The organism is Sphingomonas sp. M1-B02 (assembly GCF_026167525.1).
In the GTDB taxonomy this organism is placed as follows: domain Bacteria; phylum Pseudomonadota; class Alphaproteobacteria; order Sphingomonadales; family Sphingomonadaceae; genus Sphingomonas.
The window spans coordinates 1,847,501-1,865,036 of sequence record NZ_CP110679.1; the positions used below are offsets into that span (position 1 = coordinate 1,847,501).

Genomic DNA, 17,536 nt, shown 5'->3' on the forward strand with positions numbered 1-17,536 from the left:
GCGGTTCGCGGTCCTGGCGGGGCTCGCGATCGGGACGCGCGTCGCGCTGCTGGCGGGGCTGCTCGTCGCGCGGCTGCTCGTCGCGATTGCCTTCGGACTCGAAGCCGAAATCCTCGTCGTCGCCGTCGATATCGTTGCGCGGGAGGCGCTGCTGCGGCTGATTGGGGTTCGCTTCCTCGAAGCGCGAGCGGGTTTCGCTCAACACCCGAAAATAATGGTCGGCGAACTGGAGATAATATTCGGCGTTGACCCGATCGCCCTGCATCTGCGCGTCGCGGGCAAGGCTCTTATATTTTTCGAGCAACTGGGCGGCATTGCCGCGGGCGCGATTGTCGATGCGATTGCCATTGCCTTGATTGGCGTTGCCGCCACCGGGGCGCTGCTGACCACCACGACCGCGACGGCGGCCGTTATTAGCCTGACGATTGTTCATCAAGGTCTGTCTGTCCTGTCTACTTAAGCCGTCCGTCGATCCATCAATGGTCCCGGATGCAGTTTCAAATCGGGGAGCGCCGGTTACCGGCATTCCACCCGCCATGGCCGCCGGACTGCAGCGGCTCGCATGACATGGAGTAGGCCTTAGCCCTATATTTCAACGACTTGTTGAAAGTGCCTTGCCCCGGCCCGTTCTTAGCCCGTGCAGCATCAATCTCCAAGAGGAAATATTGGGACGTCTGCACATCCTTTCAAGTAAGGCGCACGACGCGGGGCCGACCGGCCAGGTCCGCATGCACCTGGGACGCCAGCCCCTGCGCGGCCGCCAGCGCCGAAACCGCCTCCGCCTGGGTCCAGCCGATCTCGAGAATCGCGCAGCCGCCCGGGGCGATCATTCGCGGCAGATCGGGGAGAATGCGGCGATAGTCGTCGAGCCCCCCTGCCCCCGCATATAAAGCCGAGGCGGGCTCATGCTCGCGGACTTCGGGGGGAAGCCGCTCCTCGGTGCCGATATAAGGCGGATTGGCGAGGATAAGGTCGAAACGCTTGGCGATCCCCGCGGCCCAGTCGCCGGCTCGAAATTGCACGCGATCGGCCATGCCGAGGCGATCGGCGTTCGCACGTGCATAAGAGAGTGCGTCTTCGGAAGCGTCGATGCCAAGGCCGCGGGCCTGCGGCCAATGATCGAGCGCGGCGAGCAGCAGCGTGCCGGGGCCGGTGCCGAGATCGAGGATCGTCGCCGGGGCGCAGCTTCCGAAATGGTCGATCGCGGCTTCGATCAGGGTTTCGCTGTCCGGCCGCGGGATCAGCGCGCCGGGGCCGACCATCAGGTCGATCGTCCAAAAGGCGCGGGTGCCGGTTATGTAGGCGATCGGCTCGTGGGCGAGGCGGCGCTGGAGGAGGGGGGCGAAGCCGTCCGGGGCGAGATCATCGAGGTGGCGGAGGAGGAGAGTTTCGCGGGAGACGCCTAGCGCGTGGGCCATGAGGAGTTCGGCGTCGAGGCGGGGGGTGGCTGAAGTTGGGGTGAGTTGGCGCGTCGCTTCCGCGAGGGCTGCCCTGATCTTGAGCCCCTCCCCTTCAGGGGAGGGCTTGGGGGTGGGGGATGTCTCACCGAGACTTTCGCCCGCGGATGGCCCCCACCCCAACCCCTCCCCTGAAGGGGAGGGGCTTTTCTCGTCCCTTTCACCCATCCAGCTGGGCCAGGCGATCGGCCTCGTCCTGCGCGATCAGCGCGCCGAGCAGTTCGTCCATCTCGCCCTCCAGGATTTCGGGCAGGCGATGCAGCGTCAGGTTGATGCGGTGATCGGTCACCCGCCCTTGCGGGTAATTATAGGTGCGGATCCGCTCCGAGCGATCGCCCGAGCCGACCATCGACTTGCGCGCCCCCGCCCGCTCGGCATGCAGCCGCTCGCGCTCCTGCTCGTAGAGGCGGGTGCGGAGCACCTTCATCGCCTTGGCCTTGTTCTTGTGCTGCGACTTCTCGTCCTGCTGGATCACCGTCAGCCCGGTCGGGATATGGACGATGCGCACCGCGCTGTCGGTAGTGTTGACCGATTGGCCGCCGGGCCCCGAGGAGCGATAGATGTCGATGCGCAGATCCTTGTCGTCGATCTTGATGTCGACTTCCTCGGCCTCGGGCAGCACCGCGACGGTGGCGGCGCTGGTGTGGATGCGGCCCTGGGTCTCGGTCGCGGGGACGCGCTGGACGCGGTGGACGCCGCTTTCGAACTTCAATCGGGCGAACACGCCCTTGCCCTCGACCGAGGCGATCGCTTCCTTGAAGCCGCCCGAATCGGAAGCCGAGGAGGAGATGAGCTCGACCCGCCACCCCTGCCCTTCGGCATATTTCTGGTACATGCGGAACAGGTCGGCCGCGAAAAGCGCCGCCTCGTCGCCGCCGGTGCCGGCGCGGATTTCGAGCATCGCCGCGCGCTCGTCGGCGGCGTCGCGGGGGAGCAGCGAGAGCGCGAGGTCGCGCTCGGCCTGGGGGATCGTCGCCTTGAGCGCCTCAATCTCCTCGCGCGCCATCTCGCGCAACTCGGCGTCACCATCGACGTCCATGCCGACCAGCACGTCATGCTCGGCGCGCAGCCGGCGCAGCTCGCCCGCGGCCTTGGCGACGGGTTCGAGCTCGGCATATTCCTTGGAGACCGTCACGAACTTCTCGCCGCTGAGGTCGCCGGTGGCCATCATCGCCTGAAGCTCGTCGCGCCGCGCCTCGATCGCGGCGATGCGGTCGGGGGGGATGTTCATATCCGTTCCCCTGCGAAGCCCGGTTCCCCTGCGAAGGCAGGGGCCCAGACTCGGCGCACTGCGCCGACGTGCACGCTACCGCGTGCGATTGAGTTGAAGGGCTGGGCCCCTGCCTTCGCAGGGGAACAAGGGGGCTTCACTGCTTGCCCGCCATGGTCTGCAGGAGCGCCTCTACGCGTTGCTGCTCGGGCGTTCCGGGTGCGGAGCGCGCATTGCCCTTGGCCCGATCACCCTCCCAGACGAGGCCGACGATCACCTTGGCATTCACCTTGGCCGCCTTGTCATAACGCTTCTTCGGCGAGCCCGTCGCGATCATCTCGGCGGAAAGCCCGCTGGCGCGAAATGCCTTGAGCGCGCGTGTGCCGAACGCAAGCGCGCGATCATCCTCTACTGCGACCACGACGTCCGGCTGATTGGCCAGCGGCTCCTCAATCAGCATCGCCAGCCGCTCGACGCCCGCGGCCCAGCCCACGCCCGGCGTCGCGGGCCCGCCGAGCGAGCCGATCAGCCCGTCATAGCGTCCGCCCGCGAGCACCGTCCCCTGCGCGCCGAGCCGATCGGTGACGAACTCGAACGCAGTGTGGCGATAATAGTCCAGCCCGCGCACCAGCCGGGCGTTGCGGGTCCACGCCACGCCGGCCGCATCGAGCCCGTCGGTCACCGCCTTGAAGAAGGCCGCGGCCTCCTCGGTCAGATAGGCGTCGATATCGGGCGCGCTGTCGGCGATCGGGCGGTCGCGCGGGTCCTTCGAATCGAGGATCCGCAGCGGGTTTTTCTCCAGCCGCGCGACGCTGTCCTCCGACAGATCTCCGCGATGCGCCTCGAAATGCGCGACCAGGGCCGCGCGCCAGGCGTCGCGCGTCGCGGCGTCGCCCAGCGTGTTGAGCTGGAGCGTCACGCCGTCGGCAATGCCCAGTTCGTGGAGCAACTGATCGGCCAGCACGAGCAGTTCGACATCGGCGGCGGGCTCGGCCGCGCCGATGATCTCGGCGTCGATCTGATGGAACTGGCGGAAGCGGCCCTTTTGCGGGCGCTCGTAGCGGAACACCGGGCCCGAGGTGACCAGCTTCATCGGGGCATGCTGCTGCCAGCCCTCGGTGATGAAGGCGCGGCAGATGCCGGCGGTGAATTCGGGGCGCAGCGTGATCGAATCGCCGCCGCGATCCTCGAACGTATACATCTCCTTCGAGACGACGTCCGAGGTCTCGCCCATGCTGCGCGCGAACACATTGGTCGCCTCGAAGATGGGGATGTCGACGCGCTGAAAGCAATAAAGCTTCCGCACGCGATCGAACGCTTCGAGAACGGCTGCGAAGCGCCGCTGCTCGTCGCCGAAAATGTCCTGGGTGCCCCGGATCCGCTTGGGGGTTTCGATACGTGCCATTGCGGGCGGGTTTCTAGGGCGTTGCGCGGCGTTGCGCCACTCCCCTTTCGCGACGCGCATACATCCTTGCAAACAAGGCCGACACATCTTGATACATTTCTAAGGTGGAACGGGCGCAACCGCCTGCGTATGAGCGAGTTAGGCATAGACCGCGTCGCTCCGGACGCCCTTAGCGGATCGAACTCTTGATATCGAACGAACCGACCAGCCTTCGCCGATCGGGCCCCGTGCTCATGGCCGTGGCATTGATTGTTAGCGCCTGCAGCAGCGGCGAGGCCGAGAAGAGCGGCGGACGCGGCCAGACCGGGCCCGCGCAGGTCGGGTTCGTCGTCGTGCAGCCCACCAGCGTGCCGGTCGTCACCGAGCTTTCGGGACGGGTGACCGCCTTCCAGATGTCCGAGGTGCGGCCGCAAGTGGCGGGGATCATCCGGGAACGCTTCTTCGAGGAAGGATCGATCGTCCAGGCGGGGCAGATGCTCTACCAGATCGATCCCAGCATCTATCAGGCGCAGGTCTCCGAGGCGTCGGCGAACCTGCAGAGCGCGCGCGCCACCGCCCAGGCGGCGCAGGTGCGCGCCGAACGCTTCCGTCCGCTCGCGCAGATGCAAGCCGTCAGCGCGCAGGATTATACCGACGCGGCGGCCCAGGCCCGTCAGGCCCAGGCAGCGGTCGCGCAAAGCAACGCCCAGCTGCAGACCGCCCAGATCAACCTGCGCTTCACCAAGGTGCCTGCGCCGATCACCGGCCGCATCGGGCGATCCTTGTTCACCAAGGGCGCGCTGGTCACCACCAACCAGACCGAACCGCTTGCGGTCATCCAGCGGCTCGACCCGATATTCGTCGACATTCAGCAATCCTCGGCGGACCTGCTTTCGCTGCGCCGCGCGCTGGCGGCCGGCGGCAACGCTCCCACGACTGCCCCGGTGCGGCTGACGCTGGAGGACGGCAGCGATTACGGGCTCACCGGCACGGTCGAATTTTCGGAAGTGGTGGTGAGCGAGAATACCGGAACGGTGACACTGCGGGCGCGCTTCGCCAATCCGCAGGGGCTGCTGCTGCCGGGCATGTTCGTCCGCGCGGCGTTTGCGCAGGCGATCGATACGCAGGCGTTCCTGGTCCCCCAGGCGGGGCTTTCGCGCGATCCCAAGGGCAATGCGACGGTCTATGTCGTCGGCCCGGGCAACCGCGCGGTGGCCCGCACCGTGATCGCCACGCGCACGATCGGCCCGAACTGGGTGGTGACGCAGGGGCTGGCCGCGGGCGACAGGGTGATCGTCCAGGGCACCGCCAATCTGCGCCCCGACGCCGAACTCCGGCCGGTTCCCGTCACTACGCCGCAGCGGATCGAGGCGCCGAAGGGCGGCCAGAGCGCAACGGCCAAGGCCAAAGGCGGCTGATCCCGCATGTCGCGTATCTTCATCGATCGCCCGATCTTCGCCTGGGTGATCGCGATCATCGTAATGCTGAGTGGCTTGGGGGCGATCTATTCGCTTCCGATTGCGCAATATCCCGATGTCGCCCCGCCGCAGGTCAACGTTCGCGCCACCTATCCGGGCGCGTCGGCCGAGACGGTGCAGAACAGCGTCACCCAGGTGATCGAGCAGCAGCTCACCGGCATCGACGGCCTGCTCTATTTCAGCTCCTCTTCCTCCTCGCGCGGACAGGCGAGCATCAGCGTCACCTTCGAGAAGGGTACCGATCCCGATATCGCCCAGGTCCAGGTGCAGAACCAGGTCCAGCAAGCCTTGTCGCGGCTGCCGCAGCAGGTGCAGCAGCAAGGGCTGCGCGTCACCAAGTCGAACGCCGATTCGCTGCTGCTCGTCGGCGTCTATGACGAGACCGACCAGCGCACCAACCAGGACGTCTCCGACTGGATGGCGTCGAACATGCAGGACACGCTGGCGCGCGTGCCGGGGGTGGGCGACACCAACGTCTTCGGCGCGCCCTATGCGATGCGGATCTGGCTGAACCCGGACCGGCTGGCCAGCTATGCGCTGATGCCGGGCGACGTGATCACCGCGATCCAGAACCAGAATACCGAAGTGGCGGCGGGCGAAATCGGCGGCCAGCCGCAGCCCAGCGAGCAGATGCTCAATGCCACGGTCACCGCGCAATCGCGGATGCAGACCCCCGAGCAGTTCCGCAACATCATTCTCAAGACCGAAACCAGCGGCGCCAACGTGCTGCTCAGCGACGTCGCGCGCGTGGAGCTGGGAGCGGAAAGCTATAATGCGGTCAGCCGGGTCAATCGCCATCCCGGTGCCGGAATCTCGATCAGCCTGGCCCCCGGCGCGGACGCGCTGGAGACTGCCGAGCTGGTGAAGGCCGAAGTGGCCAAGATCGCCACCAGCTTCCCCCCGGGATTCAACTACGCCTACGCCAACGACACGACCGGATTCATCAAGCTTTCGATCGAGGAAGTGGTGAAGACGCTGATCGAGGCGATCATCCTGGTCGTGATCGTGATCTTCGTGTTCCTGCAGAGCTGGCGCGCGACGTTGATCCCGTTCATCGCGGTGCCGGTGGTGCTGCTGGGCACCTTCGCGGTCTTTTACGCGCTTGGCTTCTCGATCAACACGCTCACCCTGTTCGGGCTGGTGCTGGCGATCGGCATGCTCGTCGACGATGCCATCGTCGTGGTGGAGAATGTCGAGCGGCTGATGGAGGAGGATCCCGAACTCAGCCCGCGCGACGCCACGATCCAGTCGATGGAGCAGATCCAGTTCGCGCTGGTGGGAATCACGCTGGTGCTCGTCGCCGTCTTCTTGCCGATGGCCTTTTTCGGCGGATCGACGGGCGTGATCTACCGTCAATTCTCGGTGACGATCGTATCGTCGATGGTCCTGTCGGCGGGCGTTGCACTGATCCTGACGCCCGCGCTCACCTCTACCCTGCTCAAGCGCAAGCAGGACGAGAAAGAGAGCTTCATCAGCCGCCGCTTCCCGAAGGTGGGCCGCTTCTTCACGCGCGCCAGCGAGAAGTTCAACACCACCTTCGACCGGGGCGTCGATCGCTATGGCCGATCGGTCAGCTATGTCGTCGATCGCAAATGGATCTTCCTGCTGATCTACGCCGCGATCTGCCTGTTGCTCGTGCTGATGTTCGTGCGATTGCCCACCGGCTTCCTGCCGAGCGAGGACCAGGGCGCGGCCTCGGTCCAGTTCCGGCTGCCCGCCGGCGCCACCCAAAGCCGGACGCAGGAAGTCCAGCGCGCGATCGAACGCTATTTCACCGAGCAGGAGGGCAAGAATGTCGCCACGATGTTCACGGTCACCGGCGGCGGCGGGGGCGGCGGCGCGAGCGGGCAGAATACCGGCCAGGGCTTCCTCAACCTGACGGACTGGAGCCAGCGCAAGGGTTCGGAGAATGGCGCAGATGCGATCGTTGCGCGCGCATCGGGCGCGTTCCGCAACTTCCGCGATGCCCAGGTCTTCGCATTGGTGCCGCCGGCGATCCGCGGGCTGGGCCAATCGACCGGCTTCTCGATGCAGCTCCAGAACACCAGCGGGATGTCGCGCGAGGAATTCGCCGCGGCGCGCGAGAAGCTGCTCCAGCTTGCCGCGGGCGACCCGGCACTTACCGCCGTGCGCCTGACCGATCTGCCGGACGTCGCGACGCTCCAGGTCGACTTCGACCAGCAGAAGCTTGCAGCGCTCGGGCTGAGCCAGGGCGACGTCAATGCGACGTTGGCGACCGCCTGGGGCGGGCGCTACGTCAACGATTTCATCGATCGCGGCCGGGTGAAGCGAGTCTTCGTGCAGGGCGACGCGCAGTTCCGCGCCTCGCCCGACAATATCGGCGAATGGTTCGTGCGCAATCGCAACGGCCAGATGGCGCCGTTCACCTCTTTCGCGCAGACGAGCTGGTCGACCGCACCGACGACGCTCTCGCGCTTCCAGGGCGTCCCTTCGTTCGAGATCCAGGGCCAGGCGGCGCCGGGACAGAGTTCGGGCGAGGCGATGGACCGCATCCAGGCGCTGGCCGCGCAGATACCGGGCACGGCCGTTGCCTGGTCGGGGCTCTCTTATCAGGAGCGGCTCTCCTCGGGGCAGGCGCCCTTGCTTTACACCGTCTCGCTGATCGTCGTGTTCCTGTGCCTGGCGGCACTCTATGAAAGCTGGTCGATCCCGCTCGCGGTGCTGCTGGTCATCCCGCTCGGGCTGGTCGGGGCGATCTTCGCGGTGACGCTGCGGGGCCTGCAGAACGACGTCTATCTCCAGATCGGTCTGCTGACGACGATGGGGCTCGCCGCGAAGAATGCGATCCTGATGATCGAATTCGCCGAGCGTGCCGAAAAGGAAGGCAAGCGCGTTATCGACGCCGCGATCGAAGCCGCGCGGATCCGGCTGCGGCCGATCCTGATGACCAGCCTCGCCTTCATCTTCGGCGTACTGCCGCTGGCGATCTCGACCGGGGCGGGCGCGAACAGCCGGATCGCGATCGGCACCTCGGTGATCGGCGGCATGCTTACCGCGACGATCCTGGCGATCTTCTACATCCCCTTGTTCTTCGTGCTGGTGCGCCGCGGCGTGCGCGATGGATTGAAAGCGCTGCGCGATCGCCGCAGGCGCCCGGAGGCCACGGCATGAACCGGCTGATCCTGCTGCTGGCGGCAAGCGCGCTGAGCGGCTGCGCATCGATGGCGCCCAAATATGTCCAGCCCGCCGCGCCCGTGCCCCCTTCCTGGCCGGTCGGCGACGCCTATCTGGCGCAGAGCGAGGCGGCGCTGCCGGCGGTGACCTATCGCGACATCTTCCGTGACGCGCGGCTGCAGGCGCTGATCGAGCAGGCCCTGGTCAACAATCGCGATCTGCGGATCGCCGCTGCCAATATCCGGGCCGCGCGCGAGCAATATCGCATCCAGCGCGCGAATCGGCTTCCCCTGATCGGCGCGGGCGCGGGCGCGACCGTGACCGGCGGCGATCGCACCAGCGGCACGAGCGGCAACAACAGCGGGACCGGCACGGGCACAGGCACGGGCACGGGCACCGGCGCCGTCCCCAGCAATTCAGGCACCCGGACCAATTTCTCTGCCGATGTCGGCGTCACGGGCTTCGAACTCGATCTGTTCGGGCGCGTGGCGTCGCTGACCGAAGCCGAGCAGAACCGCTTTTTCGCGACCGAGGCGGGGGCACGGGCGACCAGGCTGACGCTGATCGGCGACATCGCCGACGCCTGGCTCAATCACGCCGCCGATGCGAGCCTGCTCAAGATCGCGGAAGACACCGCCACCAGCGCGCAGAGCAGCGTGCGGCTGACGCGTGCGCGGCTGGAGGGCGGCGTCGCGCCGCGCACCGACCTGCGCCAAGCCGAGCAGGTGCTCGAAGCCGCACGCGCCGATCTGGCCGAACAGCGCACCGCGCTGGCCCAGGATATCAACGCGCTGCAATTGCTGGTGGGGGCGACGATCGATCCGGCCACGCTGCCAGCATCAATCGAGCAGGCCGGCACGACCGTGGCCGAATTGCCGGCGGGGGTGGATTCGGGAGTGCTGCTGCGCCGGCCCGACGTCGTGCAGGCAGAATATCAGCTGCGTGCGGCGAATGCCGAGATCGGCGCGGCGCGCGCGGCCCTGTTCCCCCGGATCACGCTCACCGGGCTGCTGGGCCTGGCAAGCAATGCGTTGACCGGACTGTTCAGCGGCGGCGCCTTCGCCTGGTCGGGCGGCGCGGATCTGAACTATCCGATCTTCAGCGGTGGCGCGGCGCAGGCCAATGTGCGGCTGAGCCAGGCGCAGCGCGACGCCGCGGTGGCCAATTACGAGCGCGCGATCCAGATCGCCTTCCGCGAAGTCTCCGACGCGCTGGCGCGCCGCGGCACGATCGTCGAGCAGATCCGCGCGACCGCCGCGCAGACCGAGGCGGCGGCGGACACCTATCGGCTGACCGAGGCGCGCTATCGCGGCGGGATCGACACCTTCCTGAGCAGCCTCGATGCACAGCGCTCGCTTTATGCGGCGCAACGCTCGCTGGTGAATACGCAGTTGGTGCGGGCGAGCAATCTGGTGACCTTGTATCGCACGCTGGGTGGCGATTCACTCCTGCAGGCGACGCCGCAGGGACCCGTGCCGGTCAACGCGTCCGCAAACAATTAGCCGTCCTCCCGGCGAAAGCCGGGATCCAGGGTGGCGGAGGTCCGACCTGCTTGGCTCCGGGTCCCGGCTTTCGCCGGGATGACGCTAGGGTGGCTAAGCCAGCGCCGCGACGAAGGCGCGCGCGTTGGCCCCCACTTCATCCGCACTCAGCCCGACCTTGTAGAGCGCCGAGCCGAGCCCGAAGCCTGCGGCCCCGGCTTCGATCCAGGGACCCATATTGTCCGGCGCGATTCCGCCGACGGGAAGGATGCTGAGGTCCTTCGGCAAGACGGCGCGCATTGCCTTCAGGATCTGCGGGCTCGAACCCTCGGCCGGGAACAGCTTGAGCGCAGTGGCGCCAGCCTCGAGCGCGGCGAAGGCCTCGGTCGGCGTGGCGATGCCGGGGAGCGAGACCATGCCCGCCGCGGCGCTCGCGGCGATGACCTCGACATTGGCGTTGGGCGAGATGATCATCGTGCCGCCCGCCGCGCGGACCGCCTCGACGTCGGCGATACGCAGCACGGTGCCGGCGCCGATCACGGCCTTGCCGGCCAGCCGCTTCGCCAGCCTTGCGATGCTGTCGAGCGGATCGGGCGAGTTGAGCGGCACCTCGATCAAAGTGAAGCCGGCGTCGACCAGGGCGTCGCCGATCGCCTCGACCTCGTCGGGCCTTACCCCGCGCAGGATCGCGATCAGCGGGCAGGCGGCGAACGCGGAATCGAAGGTGATCTGGGTCATTGGTTTCGTATCTCGATAATGCCGGCCACGAAGGCGGACTGGCTGTCGACCAGCCGGGCCGAACGGCCCAGCGTCTCTATCGCCACCGAATATAGGGCGCCGAGCACGGGATCGGCAAGGATGTGGACGGTGTCGTGCCCCGTGGTCGCGAGCCGCGCGGCGACGTCGCTGCCGATCAGCAGCCCGCTGGCGTAGGACGCGGCGTCGGCATCGTCGCGCACCCCCAGCATCTTGGCCGCGCGGATGCCGAACAGCGACGCCGTCAGGTCGCGGCGCCTTGCCTCCTCCACGCCTTCTCGAAAAGCCGCGCCGGGCCTGACCTCGCCGCCGAGCTGGGCTGCGAGCAGGCCATGCTTGCGCAGCATCGCGAACAGCTCGCCGGTCATCGCGGTCGTGAAATCGGCCACCCTGCCCGCTTCCATTTCCACCCATTTGCAGTGGGTGCCGGGCTGGCAGAGCAGCGAATCGGGCGGGACCAGCCCGGCAGCGACGGCACCGAGCAACTGGACCTCCTCGCCGCGCATCACATCGGGCCGACCGCCGACCATCGTCGAGATGCCCGGCACGATCGCGGTGCGATCGTCGATCCACAGCAGGTTCGCGGCGAGGTCTGCGAGGCCGGCCGGTGCGGGCACATAGGGTGCGACCCGCCAGCCGACCGTCGAGCCCACCATCCCCGCCATCAGCATCGGCAGATCGCCGAACTGCGCGCGGATGCCCGCTGCGTCGCTCTCGAAATCCTCGACTGCGGTGACCCCACGATCGTCGCGCTCGGTGCGCACGACCTGGCCCTGATCGATCAGGAACACACGCCGATTGGTCGTCCCCCAATCGACCGCCAGGAAGCGCGTGGCCTTGCTCACCACCAGGTCGCGTAGAGCGCGATCAGGATCAGTACGATGATCACTGCCGCGATGTTGAAGCTGGTGGTGGTGCGGAACGATACGCCCTGCATCTGGATCCGGTTGCTGTCGGCATGCGCCGGGCGCGCCAGCGAGACGATCACCGCAAGCGCAAGGCTGGCGAAGAAGACGATCATCATCCGGTTCATGAACGGCACTGCGTTGAGCGCGGCGACGCCGCCCCAATCCGCCGGGAACCAGAAGACGAAGCTGAGCACCACCGACGCGACCGCACCGACGAGCGCACCCGCCTCGGTGGCGCGCGGCCAGAACAGGCCGAGCAGGAAGATGACGGTGATGCCCGGGGTCACGAAGCCGGAGAATTCCTGGATATATTGGAACGCCTGGTCGAGGCTGCCGAGCAGCGGGCGCGCGGTGAGGATCGCCGCGATCGTCGCGACGACGGCGGCAATCCGGCCGACGCGCACCAACTGCTTTTCATGCCCCGCCGTGAGGACGGCATCGCCGCTTGCATCGAGCGCCTGGCTCTCGACCCCCTTCATCTTGGCATAGAGATCGAGCGTGAAGATCGTCGCGATCGAATTGATCTTCGAAGCCATCGACGCGATGATCGCCGCGACCAACGCCGCGAAGACGAGGCCGAGCAGGCCGACCGGCAGCATCCGCATCATCGTCGGATAGGCCTGGTCGGGCTTGGCGAGATCGGGCGCGAGCAGCACCGCGGCGATGCCCGGGAGCACGATGATCACCGGCATCAGCAGCTTGAGGAAGGCGGCGAACACCACGCCCTTCTGCGCTTCGGACAGGTTCTTGGCGGCCAGCGCGCGCTGAATGATATATTGGTTGAAGCCCCAATAGCTGAGGTTGGCGATCCACATCCCGCCGATCAGCACCGAGAGGCCGGGCAGATCCTTGTAGAAGGGATTGTCCTGCGAGAGGATCATGTCGAACTTTTCGGGCAGTTCGGTGGTCAGCCGCGTAAAGCCGCCGAGCACGCCGGCGTCGCCGCCGATCTCGCTCAGCGTGAGATAGGAGATGACCAGCCCGCCGAACACCAGCAGCGTCACCTGGACGATGTCGGTCAGCGCCACCGCCTTGAGCCCGCCGCGCAGCTGATAGAGCAGCGCGAAGGCGCCGAGGCCGACCAAGGCAACGTCCTGGTTGACGCCGGCGACCTGGGTCACCGCAATCGAGCCGAGCCACAGGATCGAGGTCAGGTTCACGAAGATGTACAGCGCCAGCCAGAAGATCGCCATGACCGTGCGGATCGTCGGCCCGAACCTCTGCTCCAGGAACTGGGGCATGGTGTAGATTTCGTTCTTCAGGAAGATCGGCAGAAACCATTTGCCGACGATCAGCAGCGTGATTGCCGCCATCCACTCGTAGGAGGCGATGGCGAGGCCGATCGCATAGCCCGAGCCGGACATGCCGACGATCTGTTCGGCCGAGATGTTCGCGGCGATGAGCGAGGCGCCGATCGCCCACCAGGGCAGCGACTTGGACGCGAGGAAATAATCCGACGTATCCTTGGTGTGCCCGGCTTTGTCGCGACTGACATATTGCGCCAGGCCGAAGATGCCGATGGCGTAGAGGATCACCACGAAGAGATCGATATTCGACAGGCTCGTCATATTCCCGCTTCCTCCCTGCGAGGCATTGGCAGCTTCCCGCCGCGCTCTTCGCCTCTGGACGCTGCAGCTCCGCAGCGCGGGTTCATTTATCGTATATATGGACCTTGTCCAGCGCCGTCGCGTCGCTACGATGTCGGAAGAGGCAGCGAGCAGGGACCTGATATCGTTGCCGGGATCGATCAAGGGGGCTCGGAGGATGTCGACCAAATACCCGTCGCTCGGCGCGGACCATGCGCGACCGCAGCTTGGCCGCAACCTGACCTATGGCATGCTCGACAGCCTGGGCCGGGCAATCGTGACCGGGCGCTACGAGGCGGAGCCCTTCCCCACCGAGGCCGAGCTTGCCAAGCAGCATGGCGTGAGCCGATCGGTGACGCGCGAGGCGGTGAAGATGCTGACCGCCAAGGGCCTGCTGAGCGCGCGGCCACGCCAGGGCACGATCGTCCAGCCCGCCACCAGCTGGAACCTGTTCGACACCGATGTGCTGAGCTGGCTGCTGGAGCGGCAATTCTCGGTGGACCTGCTGCGCCAGTTCAACCAGCTGCGCGTGGCGATCGAGCCCGAGGCGGCGGCGCTGGCGGCGCGCGTGGCGACCGAAGCGGACCTGCAGCGGATAAGCGAAGGACTCGCGCGAATGGCCGACGCCGAACGCGGTGAAGATGATCCGCTCGACGCGGATATCGCCTTCCACGTGGCGATCCTGCGGGCATCGGGAAACCCTTTCTACGCACAGTTTCGCGACATGGTGGCGACCGCGCTGCGCACCTCGATCCGCTTCACCAACCGGCTGAAGGGCCGCACCGCGAACCTGGCCGACCATGCCGCGGTGCGCGACGCGATCGTTGCGCGCGATCCCGCTGCTGCACATGCGGCGATGCGCGCGCTCATCGGCGATGTGCTGGAACTGATCGAGCAGGTCGAAGCGGGCGAGCAGCACCTCCACCCAGCCAAATGAGTTGCCGGCAATGGTCGCACAGGGCGTCGAGACCAGCCGGTCTGGATCAGCTTGTGAAAAGATCATTTCTGCGCAATCCTGATGCATATCGTAGGGAGTCTTCGTAGCAATGTTGCACCAACTCGCATTGGCAATGATCCTCACCGCCACCGGGCCGACGCCTGCCGCGCAGGATCATGGAAACACGAAGGCCGCGCCGGTCGCGGCCGAGAAGAAGGTGTGCCGCCGTGCCGCCTCGACCGGATCGGTGATGGCGAAAGTCAGTTGCCGGACGAAGAGCGAATGGGACGCAATGTCCTCGCGCGGCCAGACGGACGCGCAGCGCACTTTGGAGCGCGACCGCGCCCTTGAGCATATCAGGAGCAGCCGGACATTGGGGAATTGACAGGACGGAGACGGGAAGCATGACGAAAATTGCAATCGCGGCGATCGCACTGAGCCTCGCGTCCACATCCGCTTTGGCGCAGACCGTCGATGTGGGGACGGTCAATTGGAGCAAGCTCCCCGCCCTGAAGGAACGCGAGGGCCGTCTCAACTATGCCGACCTCGCGACGAAGGTCGAGGGCATCCTGAAGCGCGGCTGCAAGATCCCGGGTCAGTCGGCCCGACGCTTCGACATCACCGTACCCTATGCGGCGCTGGTGGAGCCGAACGGCAAGGTCAGCCGTGTCGTCGTTTCCGACATGAAGTGCCCCGAACTCGAGGTACTGGTCGGCCATGCGGCCATCGCGCGGTCCGACGCCGGCGATTTCCTCCCGACGGGGGCGGACAAAGCCAGCTGGTATGGCGGCGCGATCAATTTCAACCTGCATTGAACGACCGCGAACGGAGGATCGCCAATCCTTTGGTCTTTTTGAGACCGGACGTCCGCGTGAGAGGTATATCTTAAAACTTTTCATGCACTTGATCCTGCATGCGCACGACAGCCCCCCCGACGTCGCCACGTCCCGCCCCCTGCACCGGTTGCCGTGACGGAGCCGGGCTGGATTTCGATTTCTCGATGGCGTTCCAGCCGATCATGGACGTGGTCGATCGCGTGCCCTTCGCCTACGAAGCGTTGGTGCGCGGCCCGAACGGCGAGGGCGCGGCCAGCGTGCTTGCGCAGGTCTCCGAGGCGAACCGCTACACGTTCGACCAGCAATGCCGGGTGAAGGCGATCGAGACCGCGGCAAGGGCCGGATTGATCGGCACGCAGGCGCGGCTATCCATAAACTTCCTGCCCAATGCGGTCTATTCGCCCGCCGCGTGCATCCAGTTGACGCTCAAGACCGCCAAGAAAGTTCGCTTCCCGACCGACCGGCTAATCTTCGAATTCACCGAGAATGAGGAAATGGTCGACCCCGACCATGTCGCCAACATCATCGCGACCTATCAGAAGATGGGCTTCGGAACCGCGCTCGATGATTTCGGCGCAGGGCATGCGGGGCTGAACCTGCTGGCGAAGTTCCAGCCCGACATCATCAAGCTGGACATGGACCTGATCCGCGGGCTCGACGCGAGCCTGCCGCGGCGGATGATCGTCGAAGGCGTGGTACGGATGTGCAACGCACTCGACGTCACGGTCATCGCCGAGGGCATTGAGACCGAAGGCGAACTCGAGGCCCTGCGGGCAATGGGGGTCCGCTATATCCAGGGTTTCTACTTCGCCAAGCCGGCCTTCGAAACACTGCCGGTGGTGACGATCCCGGCGCCGGACCTGCGACTGACCGCCTAGTCGGTCGCGCTCAGGCTGCGTCTTGCGTGCTGACATAGAGCGTCCCAACGCAATGTTCGGATGCCCAGGCAAGGCCTGCCGCCTCGGCATCTTCGAACGACGCATAGGGATCGCCATCGAGCAGAGATTCGGATTCGGCTTCCTCGCCCTCATCGCACTGGAGCAGGACCGACCCTTCGAGCCGGTGGCGGCCGTCCGCCTGCCGCAGGATCTTGATGCAGTCGCTGTCGGCCGGGGCGGCTTCGCCGGGGGGTAGCTTGACGATTTCCATGGATGCTCCGCACAAGTTGAAGCCGGACAACGCCCGAATGCGCCGTCCGGCTCCCTTCCCTAGCGCCGCGCGGGCGCGCCGCTGCTGAGCTTGTAGACCATCACGTTGCGATAGGTCTGGCCGGGCTCGAGCCGGGCCTCGGGGAAGCCCTTCTGGTTGATCGCGTCGGGGAAGATCTGCGGTTCCATCACGATCGCGTCGCCCTCGCGGTAGATCTTCTTCGCCTTGCCCCAGAAGGTTCCGTCGAGGAAATTGCCCGAATAGAATTGCAGTCCCGGCTGGTTCGACCAAAGCTCGAAGCTGCGTCCGGAGACCGGATCGGCGACCCGCGCCATCAGCTGGGTGCCGGCGATGACCTTCCTGCCGATGACCCAATTGTGATCGTAGCCGCGACCATAGACGATCTGCTGGTCGCTGGCGTCGCGCACCCGATCACCGATCGCGCGGGGCCGGCGGAAATCGAACACGGTGCCGGCGACCGGGCGCAGCTGGCCGGTCGGGATAAGCGTTGCATCGACCGGCGTGTAGGTCTCGGCCGGGATGGTCACGACATGCCCCATCGCACCGTTGGACGCGCCCTCGCCCGACAGGTTCCAATAGGCGTGGTTCGAGATGTTGACGATCGTCGTCTTGTCGGTGGTCGCCTTATACTCGATCGTGAGGTTGTTGCGCTCGTCGAGCGAATAGGTCGCGTCGACGGTGAGCGTGCCGGGATAGCCCTGATCGCCGTCGGGGCTGACATAGCGCAGCGTCACCGAGGCGGTGGGGCCGTTCCTGACCGAGACGACGTCCCACAGCACCTTGTCGAAGCCGACGGTTCCGCCGTGGAGGGCGTTGGTCTTGTCGTTGAGCGGGGTCTGATAGGTGCGCCCGCCGAGCTCGAAACGCCCGCCGGCGATGCGATTGGCGAAGCGGCCGACGGTGGCGCCGATGAAGTTGGGATGCTTCAGATAGTCGTCGATCGTGCTGTGACCGAGCGCGATATCCGCCTTCTTGCCGGCGCGATCGGGCATCACCAGCGACTGGATCGATGCGCCATACGCGATGATCGTGGTCGATACGCCGCGCGCGTTGGTCAGCGTGACCGCGGGGACGGCGCGGCCGTCGGGCAGCTTGCCGAAGGTCGAGCGCTTGGCGGTTGCGGCGTCTGCCGCGGAGGCAGCGAATGCCATGATGGCCAAGGCTCCCAGGGCTGCGATATTCTTCATATTCCTCTCCC

At 66.4% G+C, this 17,536-nt stretch carries 16 protein-coding genes (1 of these 16 only partly in view); 7 read left to right on the forward strand and 9 right to left on the reverse strand.

Translation table 11 applies throughout. The features are described 5' to 3' along the window. The 4 genes from OKW87_RS08850 to hisS form a co-directional block, all read right to left on the reverse strand. Positions 1-436, reverse strand: the 5' portion of a protein-coding gene (locus OKW87_RS08850) for a DUF4167 domain-containing protein (RefSeq protein ID WP_265538671.1). The gene continues 419 nt to the left of window position 1, outside the view; the window shows 436 of its 855 coding nt (coding positions 1-436); it begins with the start codon at positions 434-436; the stop codon falls past the left edge of the window. Between the two features lie 250 nt (positions 437-686). Continuing rightward, on the reverse strand, positions 687-1,496 hold the full coding sequence (prmC, locus tag OKW87_RS08855; protein WP_265544067.1) for a peptide chain release factor N(5)-glutamine methyltransferase: 810 nt from the start codon (positions 1,494-1,496) through the stop codon (positions 687-689). 121 nt (positions 1,497-1,617) lie between these two features. Further along, a complete protein-coding gene (gene prfA / locus OKW87_RS08860) occupies positions 1,618-2,688 on the reverse strand; it encodes a peptide chain release factor 1 (protein WP_265538673.1) in 1,071 nt (356 codons plus the stop codon). A 136-nt stretch (positions 2,689-2,824) separates the two neighbouring features. Beyond that, entirely contained in the window at positions 2,825-4,072 is a 1,248-nt protein-coding gene (gene hisS, locus OKW87_RS08865; protein WP_265538674.1) for a histidine--tRNA ligase, read from the reverse strand. Positions 4,073-4,305: 233 nt separating this feature from the next. Here hisS and OKW87_RS08870 point away from each other — a divergent pair, with 233 nt between their 5' ends. Genes OKW87_RS08870 through OKW87_RS08880 form a run of 3 tightly spaced genes read left to right on the forward strand, consistent with a single transcriptional unit; the run spans position 4,306 to position 10,166 of the window. Then, positions 4,306-5,469, forward strand: a complete 1,164-nt coding sequence (locus OKW87_RS08870; RefSeq protein WP_265544068.1) for an efflux RND transporter periplasmic adaptor subunit — start codon at positions 4,306-4,308, stop codon at positions 5,467-5,469. Positions 5,470-5,475: 6 nt separating this feature from the next. Further along, entirely contained in the window at positions 5,476-8,661 is a 3,186-nt protein-coding gene (locus OKW87_RS08875) for an efflux RND transporter permease subunit (protein ID WP_265538676.1), read from the forward strand. Further along, positions 8,658-10,166 (forward strand): efflux transporter outer membrane subunit, encoded by a 1,509-nt coding sequence (locus tag OKW87_RS08880; RefSeq protein WP_265538677.1) that lies wholly within the window; start codon positions 8,658-8,660, stop codon positions 10,164-10,166. The genes OKW87_RS08875 and OKW87_RS08880 overlap by 4 nt, the downstream gene beginning before the upstream one ends. Positions 10,167-10,259: 93 nt before the next feature. Here the strand turns inward: OKW87_RS08880 and OKW87_RS08885 are convergent, their stop codons facing one another. Genes OKW87_RS08885 through OKW87_RS08895 form a run of 3 tightly spaced genes read right to left on the reverse strand, consistent with a single transcriptional unit; the run spans position 10,260 to position 13,377 of the window. Next, the gene (locus OKW87_RS08885; RefSeq protein WP_265538678.1) at positions 10,260-10,883 is read right to left on the reverse strand and encodes a 2-dehydro-3-deoxy-6-phosphogalactonate aldolase; all 624 of its coding nucleotides are present in this window, start codon (positions 10,881-10,883) and stop codon (positions 10,260-10,262) included. Next, positions 10,880-11,749: a 2-dehydro-3-deoxygalactonokinase gene (locus OKW87_RS08890; protein ID WP_443025039.1), complete on the reverse strand. Its 870-nt coding sequence runs from the start codon at positions 11,747-11,749 to the stop codon at positions 10,880-10,882. Before OKW87_RS08890 ends, OKW87_RS08885 begins: the two co-directional genes overlap by 4 nt. Beyond that, on the reverse strand, positions 11,743-13,377 hold the full coding sequence (locus tag OKW87_RS08895) for a sodium/sugar symporter (RefSeq protein WP_265538681.1): 1,635 nt from the start codon (positions 13,375-13,377) through the stop codon (positions 11,743-11,745). Before OKW87_RS08895 ends, OKW87_RS08890 begins: the two co-directional genes overlap by 7 nt. Positions 13,378-13,573: 196 nt before the next feature. Here OKW87_RS08895 and OKW87_RS08900 point away from each other — a divergent pair, with 196 nt between their 5' ends. The 4 genes from OKW87_RS08900 (at position 13,574) to OKW87_RS08915 (ending at position 16,046) form a co-directional block, all read left to right on the forward strand. After that, positions 13,574-14,332 carry a FadR/GntR family transcriptional regulator gene (locus OKW87_RS08900; RefSeq protein WP_265538683.1) on the forward strand — a complete coding sequence of 253 codons (759 nt, stop codon included), beginning with the start codon at positions 13,574-13,576 and terminating at the stop codon, positions 14,330-14,332. A 133-nt stretch (positions 14,333-14,465) separates the two neighbouring features. Beyond that, positions 14,466-14,717: a hypothetical protein gene (locus OKW87_RS08905; RefSeq protein WP_265538685.1), complete on the forward strand. Its 252-nt coding sequence runs from the start codon at positions 14,466-14,468 to the stop codon at positions 14,715-14,717. A gap of 19 nt (positions 14,718-14,736) precedes the next feature. Further along, positions 14,737-15,147 carry a hypothetical protein gene (locus OKW87_RS08910; RefSeq protein ID WP_265538687.1) on the forward strand — a complete coding sequence of 137 codons (411 nt, stop codon included), beginning with the start codon at positions 14,737-14,739 and terminating at the stop codon, positions 15,145-15,147. A gap of 185 nt (positions 15,148-15,332) precedes the next feature. Beyond that, positions 15,333-16,046, forward strand: a complete 714-nt coding sequence (locus tag OKW87_RS08915) for an EAL domain-containing protein (RefSeq protein ID WP_265538688.1) — start codon at positions 15,333-15,335, stop codon at positions 16,044-16,046. A gap of 10 nt (positions 16,047-16,056) precedes the next feature. Here OKW87_RS08915 and OKW87_RS08920 read toward each other — a convergent pair whose 3' ends face one another. Beyond that, positions 16,057-16,317, reverse strand: coding sequence for a hypothetical protein (locus tag OKW87_RS08920; RefSeq protein WP_265538690.1), 261 nt, complete (start codon positions 16,315-16,317; stop codon positions 16,057-16,059). Between the two features lie 59 nt (positions 16,318-16,376). Continuing rightward, positions 16,377-17,525, reverse strand: coding sequence for an aldose epimerase family protein (locus OKW87_RS08925; protein WP_265538692.1), 1,149 nt, complete (start codon positions 17,523-17,525; stop codon positions 16,377-16,379). Positions 17,526-17,536: the final 11 nt, after the last annotated feature.

Excerpts from the sequence above, each read along its gene's own strand:
- prfA (WP_265538673.1), bottom strand. The coding sequence starts at position 2,688 with ATGAACATCCCCCCCGACCGCATCGCCGCGATCGAGGCGCGGCGCGAC.
- OKW87_RS08885 (WP_265538678.1), bottom strand. The coding sequence starts at position 10,883 with ATGACCCAGATCACCTTCGATTCCGCGTTCGCCGCCTGCCCGCTGATC.
- OKW87_RS08910 (WP_265538687.1), top strand. The coding sequence starts at position 14,737 with ATGACGAAAATTGCAATCGCGGCGATCGCACTGAGCCTCGCGTCCACA.
- OKW87_RS08915 (WP_265538688.1), top strand. The coding sequence starts at position 15,333 with ATGGCGTTCCAGCCGATCATGGACGTGGTCGATCGCGTGCCCTTCGCC.
- OKW87_RS08905 (WP_265538685.1), top strand. The coding sequence starts at position 14,466 with ATGATCCTCACCGCCACCGGGCCGACGCCTGCCGCGCAGGATCATGGA.
- OKW87_RS08925 (WP_265538692.1), bottom strand. The coding sequence starts at position 17,525 with ATGAAGAATATCGCAGCCCTGGGAGCCTTGGCCATCATGGCATTCGCT.
- OKW87_RS08880 (WP_265538677.1), top strand. The coding sequence starts at position 8,658 with ATGAACCGGCTGATCCTGCTGCTGGCGGCAAGCGCGCTGAGCGGCTGC.
- OKW87_RS08870 (WP_265544068.1), top strand. The coding sequence starts at position 4,306 with ATGGCCGTGGCATTGATTGTTAGCGCCTGCAGCAGCGGCGAGGCCGAG.
- OKW87_RS08900 (WP_265538683.1), top strand. The coding sequence starts at position 13,574 with ATGTCGACCAAATACCCGTCGCTCGGCGCGGACCATGCGCGACCGCAG.
- OKW87_RS08920 (WP_265538690.1), bottom strand. The coding sequence starts at position 16,317 with ATGGAAATCGTCAAGCTACCCCCCGGCGAAGCCGCCCCGGCCGACAGC.
- OKW87_RS08875 (WP_265538676.1), top strand. The coding sequence starts at position 5,476 with ATGTCGCGTATCTTCATCGATCGCCCGATCTTCGCCTGGGTGATCGCG.
- OKW87_RS08895 (WP_265538681.1), bottom strand. The coding sequence starts at position 13,377 with ATGACGAGCCTGTCGAATATCGATCTCTTCGTGGTGATCCTCTACGCC.
- hisS (WP_265538674.1), bottom strand. The coding sequence starts at position 4,072 with ATGGCACGTATCGAAACCCCCAAGCGGATCCGGGGCACCCAGGACATT.